The 11722-nt window shown below is 70.6% G+C and carries 9 protein-coding genes; 6 read left to right on the forward strand and 3 right to left on the reverse strand.

Annotated elements, in window-relative coordinates; translation table 11 throughout:
• Positions 1–294 precede the first annotated feature (294 nt).
• On the reverse strand, positions 295–1185 hold the full coding sequence (locus tag HWY45_RS27715) for an HpcH/HpaI aldolase/citrate lyase family protein (protein ID WP_059883636.1): 891 nt from the start codon (positions 1183–1185) through the stop codon (positions 295–297).
• A gap of 234 nt (positions 1186–1419) precedes the next feature.
• On the opposite strand from HWY45_RS27715, the gene HWY45_RS27720 reads away from it, so the two are divergent.
• From HWY45_RS27720 to HWY45_RS27735, 4 genes are all read left to right on the forward strand, one after another.
• A complete protein-coding gene (locus HWY45_RS27720) occupies positions 1420–2184 on the forward strand; it encodes an IclR family transcriptional regulator (RefSeq protein WP_059809029.1) in 765 nt (254 codons plus the stop codon).
• A gap of 61 nt (positions 2185–2245) precedes the next feature.
• Positions 2246–3526 carry a CaiB/BaiF CoA transferase family protein gene (locus HWY45_RS27725; protein WP_059809130.1) on the forward strand — a complete coding sequence of 427 codons (1281 nt, stop codon included), beginning with the start codon at positions 2246–2248 and terminating at the stop codon, positions 3524–3526.
• A gap of 83 nt (positions 3527–3609) precedes the next feature.
• On the forward strand, positions 3610–4638 hold the full coding sequence (locus tag HWY45_RS27730) for a cyclase family protein (RefSeq protein WP_081069834.1): 1029 nt from the start codon (positions 3610–3612) through the stop codon (positions 4636–4638).
• 65 nt (positions 4639–4703) lie between these two features.
• Entirely contained in the window at positions 4704–6158 is a 1455-nt protein-coding gene (locus tag HWY45_RS27735) for an MFS transporter (protein WP_063895650.1), read from the forward strand.
• A gap of 20 nt (positions 6159–6178) precedes the next feature.
• On the opposite strand, the gene HWY45_RS27740 is transcribed toward HWY45_RS27735, so the two are convergent.
• The gene (locus HWY45_RS27740) at positions 6179–7207 is read right to left on the reverse strand and encodes a zinc-dependent alcohol dehydrogenase family protein (RefSeq protein ID WP_059883634.1); all 1029 of its coding nucleotides are present in this window, start codon (positions 7205–7207) and stop codon (positions 6179–6181) included.
• Between the two features lie 103 nt (positions 7208–7310).
• Between HWY45_RS27740 and HWY45_RS27745 the strand changes: the two genes are divergently transcribed.
• On the forward strand, positions 7311–8267 hold the full coding sequence (locus tag HWY45_RS27745) for a LysR family transcriptional regulator (RefSeq protein WP_059883633.1): 957 nt from the start codon (positions 7311–7313) through the stop codon (positions 8265–8267).
• Between the two features lie 103 nt (positions 8268–8370).
• Entirely contained in the window at positions 8371–9012 is a 642-nt protein-coding gene (locus HWY45_RS27750; RefSeq protein ID WP_059883632.1) for an MlaC/ttg2D family ABC transporter substrate-binding protein, read from the forward strand.
• Between the two features lie 16 nt (positions 9013–9028).
• Here HWY45_RS27750 and HWY45_RS27755 read toward each other — a convergent pair whose 3' ends face one another.
• Positions 9029–11407: a DNA polymerase II gene (locus HWY45_RS27755; RefSeq protein WP_059883631.1), complete on the reverse strand. Its 2379-nt coding sequence runs from the start codon at positions 11405–11407 to the stop codon at positions 9029–9031.
• Positions 11408–11722 lie beyond the last annotated feature (315 nt).

Below are 11722 nucleotides of genomic sequence, written 5' to 3' on the forward strand. Positions count from 1 at the left end.
ATCCTCCGGTTGCCGGGAAATGCGTGCATTTTCCACCTGGGCACATCGATGCCGTTGGCCCGTGAGGATCCACCTCTTCCTCCGCACTCACATTCACGGGTGGGACGCGTTCATTTCAATTCTCCTTTGGGGTGGTTTTTTTGATTGATGCGCCGTGCGGGTCGGGCGGCACGGCGGTGCTGCGGGGTCGCCGCTATCCGGGCCGGGTGGCGAACGAGCGGCCCGGCGCGCGGTGGCGCGAACGGAGCGGGGCGGCGCGGGCGGACGGGTGCATCGCGGCGTAACCGTGCACGCTCAGCGCGCGCGCGCCTGCACGGCCGCGTGGCGCGCGAGCACGCGCTTTGCGCGCGCGACGCCCGGCGCGTCGACCATCCGGCCGTCGACGCGCAGCGCGCCGCGCCCGCTGTCGCGGGCGTCCTCGTATGCGGCCAGCACCGCGCGCGCGTCGCGTACCACGTCGTCGTCGGGCCGGAACGCGCGGTTCAGCGCATCGACCTGCAGCGGGTGAATGCAGGTCGCGCCCGCATAGCCGAGCGCCGCGGACGCGCGCGCGATGCGCTCGAACGCGTCGAGGTCGCGCAGCTCGTCGAGGCCACCGATCAGGCCGAGCGGCAGGATGCCGGCGGCCCGCGCGGCGATGATCAGCAATTGCTTCGGCACGCGCAGCACGTCGGCGCCGGCGTCGCTCTCGCAGTGCAGCGCGAAGTCGCCGCCGCCGAGCATCATCGCGACGACCCGCGGCGACGCGCGCGCGATCCGGTCCATCGCCTGGAACGCCTGCGGCGTCTCGACGATCGCGACGATCCGCGTGCCGCCGGGAGTCGCGCCAGCGCCTTCCTCGAGCGTGCCCAGCAGCTCGTCGATCGCCTCGACGTGCGAGCCGCCGCGCACCTTCGGCAGCACGACGCCGTGCGCGCCGGCCCGCACGGCCGCGCGCAGGTCCGGCACGAGCAGGTCGAGCGGGCCGTTCGCGCGCACCAGCACGTCGCGGCCGGCGGCGCGCAGCATCGGCACCGCGTCGGCGAGCGCGTCGCGGGCCGCCTGCTTGTGCTCGGGCGGCACGCTGTCCTCGAGATCGAGGATCAGCGCATCGGCGTCGCTGGCGGCCGCCTTCGCGACGAAACGGGGGACGTGGGCGGGCACGTAGAGCAGCGAGCGCCAGACAGGTTGCGGCGACGAATTCATCGTTGTTCTCGTAAAAATGAAAGTCACTTTCATTTTTGTGATGGATGCCCCCATTCGTCAAGATTATCGTTAACGCCTAGATTCAAGGGACTTTGAAAGAAGATGAAGCGCCGAAGCCGATCGAATTCATGTTGATGTCATCGACGTTCTGCGTATAATGAAAGTGACTTTCATTTTTCAAGATGCCGGCCGGCGCCTCGCGGGAGGGGCGGCACGGCATCGCCAGAGGTGCATATGAGCAAGGTGGAGACAGGCAATCCGGCGGAAGGCGGCGTGGCCGCGGTCAATCGCGCACTCACGGCGCTGCTCGCGTTCGGCAGCGCGCCGGGCGGGCTGATGCTCGCGCAGGTGAGCGAGGAGACGGGCCTGAACATGAGCACGCTGCTGCGGATGTTCGAATCGCTCGAGCAGTTCCGCTTCATCAAGCGGCTGCCCGACGGGCGCTACGTGCTGGGGCCGGCCGTGTTCCAGCTCGGCATGATGTACCGCGAGTCGTTCCAGCTGCGCGAGTACGTGATGCCGATCCTGTCGACGCTGTCGGCGGACACCGGCGAGACGGCCGCGTTCTACGTGCGCGAAGGCGACCAGCGCGTGTGCCTGTTCCGCATCCAGGCGCAGCGTTCGGTGCGCACGCATTTGCGCGAGGGCGACCGCTTTCCGCTCGACGTCGGCGCGGCCGGGCGCGTGCTGCTCGCGTTCTCCGGCACGCGCGGCGGCGATTACGAAAAGACGGCCGAGCAGGGCTATGCGGTGTCGATCGCCGAGCGCGACCCGGAGAGCGCGGCGATCGCGTGTCCGGCGTTCGGCGTCGGCCGCGTGCTGAGCGGCGCGATCTCGCTCGGCGTGCCGCGCTACCGCTTCAACAAGAAGGTGCTCGCCGACTACCTGCCGCGCGTGCAGGCGGCCGCCGCCGAGCTGACGCACGCGCTGGGCGGCGACCTGCCCGCAACCGGCGGCGCGTTCCGCGCGGCCGACCAGCTCGGCGCGCTGCTCGAATAGCGCCGGCGCGCGGCGCGCGCACTCCGCCCCGAACGACACCCACACCCACCAGGAGACACGCATGTTCGTTCCCGATACGCAGGCCGCCGACGCGGCCGGCGCGCGCCGTCGCGCGCCTACCGGCCCGATCCATCCGAAGTCGTTCGACGCCGGCGCGCGCGGGCCGCTGGCGGGCGTGCGCGTGGTCGACCTGTCGCGCCTGATGGCGGGCAACATGCTGAGCGTGCAGCTCGCCGATTTCGGCGCGGACGTCGTGAAGGTCGAGAGCGAGCGCGGCGACACGCTGCGCGCGGTCGGCGCGGGCGGGGTCAGCACCAACTGGAAGGTGTACGGGCGCAACAAGCGCAGCGTGTGCGTCGACCTGCGCGCGCCGGAAGGCCTCGACATCGTGCGGGGGCTGGTGCGCGATGCGGACGTGTTCGTCGAAAGCTTCAAGCCGGGCGTCGCCGAGAAGATGGGGCTCGGCCCGGACGCGCTGCTCGCGATCCGTCCGCAGCTCGTGATCGCGCGCATCTCCGGCTGGGGGCAGACCGGGCCGTTTCGCCACAAGCCGGGCTTCGGCACGCTCGCGGAAGGGTATGCGGGCTTCGCGGCGATCAACGGCTTCGCCGACCGCGAGCCGGTGCTGCCGCCGATGTTCCTCGGCGACATGACGGCCGGGCTGTCCGGCGCGATCGCGGTGCTGGTCGCGCTGCATGCGCGCGACGCGCAAGGCGTGGCCGGGCAGGTGATCGACGTGTCGCTGTTCGAGCCGCTGCTGTCGATCCTCGGGCCGGCCGCGGCGAACTACGCGCTGACCGGCCAGGTGAAGGCGCGCACCGGCAGCCGCTCGTCGAACACCGCGCCGCGCAACGCGTATCGCACCCGCGACGGCAAGTGGCTGTGCCTGTCGAGCTCGACGCAGGCGATGGCCGAGCGGCTGTTCCACGCGATCGGCCGCGCGGACCTGATCGACGATCCGCGCTACGCGACCAACGTGCAGCGCGTGCAGCACGCGGAGGCGCTCGACGCGATCGTCGGCGCGTTCATCGGCGCGCGCGATCTCGATGCCAACCTCGCGTTCTTCGAGGAAGCGGGCGTGACGGCCGGGCCGATCCACGACATCGCGCAGATCGTCGCGGACCATTACGTGATCGAGCGCGAGGCGCTGGTCGAGCTGCCCGACGACGACGTCGGCAGCCTGCCGATGCACAACATCACGCCGCGCCTGTCGGCCACGCCCGGCACGTTCCGCCGGCCCGCGCCCGCGCTCGGCGAGCACAACCGCGAGATCCTGCTGCCGCTGCTCGGCGAACACGAATACGAGCGGCTCGCCGGGCTCGGCGTGATTCGTTCGCAATAGGCGCGGCGTCGCGCGACGCGGCCGCGACAGACGGCTGCGCGCGCCGGCCCGCACGCATTGGACATCGCATGGAGGAGACACCCATGAAGCCACGCTGGACCCATCGGCCGCCCGGCTCGAACTGGGGGGATTTCGGCCCGGACGACCAGAAGGGGCGGTTGAACTGGCTGACGCCCGACGCCGTGCTGCGCGGCGTCGCGGAAGTGCGCGAAGGCCGCGTGTTCTCGCTGAGCCTGCCGCTCGACGTGCCGCGCGGCGGCGGGCTGAACGCGCGGCGCCGGCCGCCGGCGATCATGCCGGCACTGCTGGGCGACAAGCCGTACTTCGGCTACCGCGCGGACGAACAGGTTGCGAACGCAACCGATGTGGTATGCGACGACGCGTTCTGCATGCATTCGCAGTTCTCGACGCAGTGGGATGCGCTGTCGCACGTCGGCGCGCTGTTCGACGCGGACGGCGGCGGCGACCCGCAGCGCGTGTTCTACAACGGCTACCGGATGGGCGAGCACATCCGCGTGCCCGAAGCCGGTGCGCCGCAGGGCGGCGCGCACGCGCTCGGCATCGAGGTGATGGCGCGCACGGGCGTGCAGGGGCGCGGCGTGCTGGTCGACCTGCGCCGCCACTTCGGCGACGAACGGCGCAAGATCGGCTATGCCGAGTGGGTGGCCGTGCTGCGCGCGGACGACGTGACGGTCGAGCGCGGCGACATCGTGTGCGTGCACACGGGGTTCGCCGACCGGCTGCTCGAGGCTGCCGCGCGCGGCGAATCGGGCGAGCAGGGCGCGCCGCACGCGTGCTGCGTGCTCGACGGCGACGATGCGCAGCTGCTGGAGTGGATCGCCGAATCGGGCCTGGCCGCGCTCGCGGCCGACAACCACGCGGTCGAGGAGCGCCCGCACAATGCGCCGCCGCTCGCGCAGCCCGGCGCGCTGATGCCGCTGCACGAGCTGTGCCTGTTCAAGCTCGGCATCCATCTCGGCGAGCTGTGGCACCTGACGCCGCTCGCCGACTGGCTGCGCGCGCACCGGCGCAACCGCTTCCTGCTGACCGCGCCGCCGCTGCACCTGCGCGGGCTGGTCGGCTCGCCCGTCAACCCGGTCGCCACCGTGTGAACGTCGCCGCCGCGCGCGATGCACGCGATACATGCGACGCGCCGGCGGCTCATCGAGGAAACGTCATGTCCCATACCCCTGCGGCGTCGATCGCCGCGCGCATCGACCGGCTGCCCGCGACGGCCAGCATCTGGAAGCTCGTGCTGTTCCTGAGCGTCGGCGGGTTCTTCGAGGTCTACGACCTGTTCCAGATGACCTACCTGCCGCCCGGGCTGATCCGAGACGGCATCTTTCACACCGGCGCGCACGGCGTGCTCGGCATGTCGGACCAGGGCGCGCTCGGCGCGGCGACGTTCGCCGGGCTGTTCATCGGCGAGATGTTCGTGTCGCGCCTCGCCGATCGCTACGGGCGGCGCGCGGTGTTCACCGGCGCGCTGCTGCTCTATACGGCCGCGAGCCTCGCGATGTGCGTGCAGTCGAGCGCGCTCGGCATTCTCGTGTGCCGGTTCATCGCCGGCTGCGGCGTGGGCGCGGAGCTGATCACGATCGGCGCGTTCCTGACCGAGCTGGTGCCGAAGGCGGTGCGCGGCCGCGCGTTCGCGGTGTGCTTCGCGGTCGGCTACCTGGCGATGCCGGTGCTCGCGCTGGTGTCGTGGCTGTGGGTGCCGCGCGATCCGCTCGGGCTGTCCGGCTGGCGCTGGGTCGTGCTGCTCGGCGGCAGCGGCGCGGTGGTGGTGTGGTGGCTGCAGTCGCGGCTGCCGGAATCGCCGCGCTGGCTCGTGCTCGCCGGCCGCGAAGCCGAGGCCGAGGCCGTGCTGCATCGGCTCGAGCAGGCGGTGGCGCGCGAATCGGGCCGGCCGCTGCCGGCCGTGCGGGCGCCGGCCGCCGCGCCGCCGCGCGCGCAGCGCGCGCCGTCGATGTGGGATGCGCGGCATCGCGGCCGCACGGCGATGCTGATCGCGTTCAACGCGTTCCTGAGCATCGGCTTCTTCGGCTTCAGCCAGTGGCTGCCGACGCTGCTCGCCGCGCAGGGCGCGACCGTCACGAAGAGCCTCTGGTATGCGTTCGTGATCGCGTTCGCGTATCCGGTGTCGCCGTTCGTCGCCGGCCTGTTCGCGGACCGCATCGAGCGCAAGTGGCTGATCGTCGCCGCCGCGTTCGGCGTCGCGCTGTTCGGCACCGCGTTCGCGATGGCGTCGCAGGCGGCGTTCGTGATCGCGTTCGGCGTGCTGGTCACGCTGTCGAACACGGTGCTCGCGAGCAACGGGACGGCCTACCAGTCGGAAGTGTTCCCGACCGAGATTCGCGGGCGCGCGCTCGGCTTCGTGCATTCGATCGGCCGCCTGACGGGCATCGCGAGCAGTTTCATCGTCGCGCTGCTGCTCGAGCGCGCGGGCGTGTCGGCGGTGTTCGCGCTGATCGGCGGCAGCATGCTGATCGTGATGCTGTCGATCGGCGTGTTCGGGCCGCGCACCAACAACCGCGCGCTCGACGAGATCGCGGACGGCGACGCGGCCGCCGCGACGGGCGATGCGGCGGGTGCGGCGGGGCTCGACGCGTTGCCGACGCGGCGTTCTTGAACGCCGCCGACGAGCATCGCTCACGCCACTGTGATCACGACCTTGCCGAACGGGCCGCGTTCGAGATGCGCGAACGCGGCCGGCGCATCGTCGAACGCATGGACGTGCTCGACGACGGGCCGGATGCCGTGTTCGTCGAATGCGCGGTTCATCTGTTCGAACGCACGGCGGTGCCCGACCGAAATGCCCTGGACGACCGCCCGCTTCAGCATCAGCGGAAGCGCGGGCAGCACGAGATCGTCGCTGTCGAGAAAGCCGATCTGCGCGATGCGCCCGCCCGGCGCGACGGCCGTCGCGGACTGGCGCAGGTTCGCGCCGCCGACGAGTTCCAGCACGTGATCGACGCCGCGCCCGCCGGTCAGCCGGAGGGCCGCCTCCGCCCAGTCGCGCGTGTCCGATGTGTCGATCGACGCATCGGCGCCCAGCGCCATCGCGCGCGCCGCTTTCCCGGCATCGCGCGACGTGACGATCACGCGCGCGCCGAACGCCCGCGCGATCTGCAGCCCGAACAGCGCGACGCCGCCGGTGCCCTGCACCAGCACGGTCTGGCCCGATTGCACGCCGCCCGTCTCGACGAGCGCGAACCAGGCGGTCAGCGCCGCGATCGGCAGCGTCGACGCCGCGGCATCGTCGAGCGACGCGGGCGCGCGCACGGCGGCCTGCTCGCCGAGCGTCACGTATTCGGCGAGCACGCCGGGCAGCGGGCCGCCCAGCGACAGGCCGTGCCGCGTCATCTCGGGCGGCGGGTCGCTGTCGATCCATTGCGTCCAGAAATGGCCGAGCACGCGATCGCCGACGGCAAAGCGCGTGACGTCCGCGCCGACGGCCACGACTTCGCCGGCCATATCCGAGCACGGCACGAACGGCATGGCCGGCAGGTCGGGCAGCAATGCGCCGTTGACCACGAGCGCGTCGCGATAGTTGAGCGACACGGCGCCGACGCGCACCAGCAGCTCGCGCGGCCCCGGCCGGGGCACCGGCACGTCGGCGAGTTCGAGGTGCGGCAAGCCGAACGCCGGCAACTGCCATTGTTTCATCGTCGTGTTCATGAAGGTTCTCGTTGCGGAAGGGAGCGACCGATCTTATGGACGACGCGTTCGCGCGTGTTGCGATATCTTTGCGCATGACTTCCGCCGATTCGTCGCCAATCCCGTGACTTCGAACCTCCATTCGCATCTGCAAGGCATCGCCGCCTTCGTGCATTCCGTCGAAACCGGCAGCTTCACCGCGGCCGCCGCGCGCATGGGCGTGTCGAAGTCGGTGACCGGCAAGAGCGTCGCGCGGCTCGAGGCCCGGCTCGGCGTGCGGCTGCTCAATCGCACGACCCGCAGCCTCGGCATGACGGCCGAAGGGCTCGCGTACTACGACAGTTGCCGCAAGGTGCTCGAGGAGCTGAGCGCGGCGGAGACGCTGCTGGCGTCGAGCATGCGCCGCGTGTCGGGCACGGTGCGGATCAACCTGCCGATCTCGTTCGGGCGCTTGTGCGTCGTGCCGGTGCTGGCGGAGATTGCGCGTGCGCAAGCCGATCTCGACATGAACATTTCGTTCACGGACCGCCGCGTCGACCTCGTCGAGGAGGGCGTCGATCTCGCGATACGCATCGGCGATCCGGGCGATCACGCGAGCCTCGTCGGGCGGCAGCTGTGCATGCAGCGGCTGGTGATCTGCGCGTCGCCGGACTACCTGCGGCGGCGCGGCGTGCCCGCGTCGTTCGACGCGCTGCGCGACCACGACTGCCTCGCATTCGGGAAGGACGGGCAGCCGCTGCCGTGGCCGCATGCGGACGCCGCGTCGGGCGCAGGCGAGCGGCCGGTGCGCCCGCGCTACACGATCGGGCACGGCGAGGCATTGCGCGATGCGGCGCGCAGCGGCATGGGGCTCGCGTGCCTGGCGACGTGGCTCGCGATCGACGACGTGCGCGACGGCACGCTCGACGTGGTGCCGCTCGGCGCGCCCGTCGAGGACGTGCCGATCACCGCGCTGTGGCCGCGCTCGCGCAATCTCGCGCCGAAGGTGCGGGTGGTGGTCGACGCACTCGTCGACGCGTTCCGCCCGGTTCCGCCGTGGGACTTGAACTGGCCCGCGCCGAACCATGCGCAGCATTGTTGACGGCGATGCGCTTACATTGGGACCTCATTTTGAGTATCCTCGTTGAGGCCTGCACTCCGTCGGAATCGAAATGATCAAACGTACGCGAATCGCCGCCGTTGCCATGGCCCTGGTTCTGGCCGTGCCGCTCATCGCCCTGCCGACGCCCGCCCGCTGCGACACGGCGCGCGCCGAAATCGACGACAAGTCCAGCGCGCAGACGCTGATCCGCTCCGTCACGCGGGAGATCCAGGAAGAAATCCGCTCGCGCGCGATAGAGCCGGGCGATACGGCCCGCATCCGGGAAATCGTCAACCGCGACATCCTGCCCTATACGGATCTGCGGCGCACCACGCGGCTCGCGATGGGCCCGTTCTGGCAGAAGGCGACGCCCGAGCAACAGGACGCGCTCGCGAAACAATTCGAGCAATTGCTGATCCACACCTATTCGGGCGCGCTCGGGCTCGTGACGCCCAACCAGGAATTCCGCTATCCGCCGCTGCGCGAGACGGCCGACCAGACCGACATCGTCGTGAAGACGCTCGCGATGTACAACGGCGAGCCCGTCGCGATCGACTACCGCCTGTATCGTTCGCCGGCCGGCTGGCGGGTGTACGACCTGAACGTGATGGGCGTGTGGCTCGTGCAGATCTACCGGCACCAGTTCCGCGAGGAGATCCAGCAGAAAGGCGTCGACGGGCTGATCCGCACGCTGGCCGAGCGCAACGCGACGCTGTCCGCCGCGCCGCCGCCGTGGAAGCAGTGACGCGCGGCGCGGCACGCTATCCCTGAAACAGCCGCCCCTGCCCCGATACGACCGATTCGAAATCGTCGCGCAGGAACGGCAGGATCGCGTCGGCGACGGGCTGCAGCTGGCGGCTCACGTAGAACGCATAGTCGATCGGCGCGCGCAGCGCCTCGAGCGGCTCCGGGCCGGCCGTCGTCATCATGTAGCTGATCCAGCCGCCGCGCTGGTATTGCAGCGGCCGCCCGTGCGCGTCGTTGAACGCATCGGCGAGGCGCGCCGCGCGCACGTGCGGCGGCACGTTGCGCTGGTACTCGCTGAGCGGCCGGCGCACGCGCTTGCGATAGATCAGCAGTTCGTCGAGTTCGCCGGCGAGCGTGCGGCGCACATAGTCGCGGATGAAATCCTGGTACGGCTCCCGCTTGAACACGCGCCGGTACAGTTCGCGCTGGAATTGCTGCGCGAGCGGGGTCCAGTCGGTGCGGACCGTCTCGAGGCCCTTGAACACGACGTCTTCGCCGCCGTCCGCGGCTTGCGCGAGGCCCGCGTAGCGCTTCTTGCTGCCTTCGTCCGCGCCGCGCACGGTCGGCATCAGGAAGCGGCGATAGTGCCGCTCGTACTGCAGCTCGAGCGCGCTGTCGAGCCCGAAGCGCTCGCGCAGCTGCGTCTGCCACCAGCGGTTCACGTGCTCGACGAGCGCGCGCCCGATGCGCGCGGCCGCTTCGTCGTCGTGCGGGCCCTTCAGCCAGACGAAGGTCGAATCGGTGTCGCCGTAGATCACCTCGTAGCCCTGCGCCTCGATCAGCTCGCGCGTGCGGTGCATGATCTCGTGGCCGCGCATCGTGATCGACGACGCGAGCCGCGGATCGAAGAAGCGGCAGCCGGTGGAGCCGAGCACGCCGTAGAACGCGTTCATGATGATCTTCAGCGCCTGCGACAGCGGCGCGTTGCGCTGGCGCTTCGCGAGCTCGCGGCCGTCCCATACGCGCCGCACGATGTCCGGCAGGCAATGGCGCGTGCGCGAGAAGCGCGCGCCGAGAAAACCCGGCACGGACGCGTCGTCGCCGGGATCGGCGAGGCCTTCGATCAGCCCGACCGGGTCGATCAGGAACGTGCGGATGATCGACGGGTACAGGCTCTTGTAGTCGAACACGAGCACCGAATCGTAGAGGCCGGGCCGCGAATCCATCACGAAGCCGCCGGGGCTCGTCTGCCCGGTCACGTCGCCGAGGTTCGGCGCGACGTAGCCGAGCCGGTGCATGCGCGGCAGGTACAGGTGCGTGAAGGCCGCGACCGAGCCGCCCGTGCGATCGGCGGCGAGGCCCGTGACGCTCGCGCGTTCGAGCATGAACGACAGCAGGTCCGCCTTGGCGAAGATGCGCGTGACGAGCTCGCAGTCCTTCAGGTTGTAGCGCGCGAGCGCGGGCTTGTCGTGCTCGAAGCGGCGCTGGATCTCGTCCATCCGCTGGTACGGGTTGTCGATCGACTTGCCCTCGCCGAGCAGCGCCTGCGCGACGGCTTCGAGGCTGAACGACGGGAAGGTCCAGGTCGCGGATTTCAGCGCGTCGATGCCGTCGATCAGCAGCCGGCCGGGCGCTGCGGCGAAGAAATGGTCGGGGTGCTGGCTGTGCGCGCGCCCTTCGAGTTCGCTGCCGCCGCGCCCGAGCCGCAGCGGCACGCGATATTGCTCCGCGTGCGCGAGCAGCACGCGCAGGTCGAACTGGATCAGGTTCCAGCCGATGATCACGTCGGGGTCGTGCTGCTCGAACCAGTCGTTCAGCCGCGCGAGCAGCGCGGGCCGGCTGTCGCAGTAGGCGAGGTCGAAATCGGGGTCGGGGCCGTTCGCGTTGCCGGTGGCCGGGCCGAGCATGAACACCTGGCGCTGCCCGCAGCCTTCGAGCGCGATCGAATACAGCTCGCTATGCGCACTGGTCTCGATGTCGAGCGACACGCAGCGCAGCGCGGGCCGGTAGCCGGCTTCGGCCTTCAGTTCGCCGTCGGCGAGCGCGCCGTCGCCGGCCGGCACGCCGCGGAACCGCACCGGCGCGGTGATGAAGCGCTCCATCATGTAGCGCTCGGGCGGCAGCACGTCGGCTTCGTACACGTCGACGCCGGCCCGGGCGAGGCGCTTCTGCAGCGCGGCCAGATGGCGATAGCGCCGGCAATAGAGGCCCACCACCGGGCGCTGCCGGAAGTCGCGCAGTGCGAGCGGACGCAGCTCGGCGTCGCTTTCGCCGGCCAGCGCGCGCTCGGCGGCGTCGCGCTGCGCGGCGGGGATGAACGCGACCGATTCCTGCGGGCGCAGCCGCACCAGGCGCGGACCGCGTTCGGTTGCCAGCCAGAACTCGATGTCGACGCCGCTTGCGGTGTCCCGCCAGTGGCGGGTGAGGATGAAACCCTGCTCGAAATCCGTCAAAACGTACGCTCGCCGTCGATGCCCAGGCGGCGAATTCTAGCAAGCGGGGGCGGGGGAAACCGCGCATCGACGAGCGCCGCCAGGCGGGCGCGTGCGTACGGCAATCGTAAGCTTCGATCGCCCGCGCGCCGGATTTCGTCCGACCGATCCCGCACTCGAATAGTCGCCTTAACGGAATCGCACTAGGCGTATACACGCGTTCCGCGGCGACGAAGCCCCGTTTCACGCCGATATAAGCGCGCCGACATGCGCTGCATGCTCGTCGCCCAATGGGACGCGATGTTCTGTTCGCCTACCCTTCGCTACGGCAAATGC

Origin of the sequence: Burkholderia stagnalis (assembly GCF_902830275.1) — a bacterium.
Taxonomy (GTDB): domain Bacteria; phylum Pseudomonadota; class Gammaproteobacteria; order Burkholderiales; family Burkholderiaceae; genus Burkholderia; species Burkholderia stagnalis.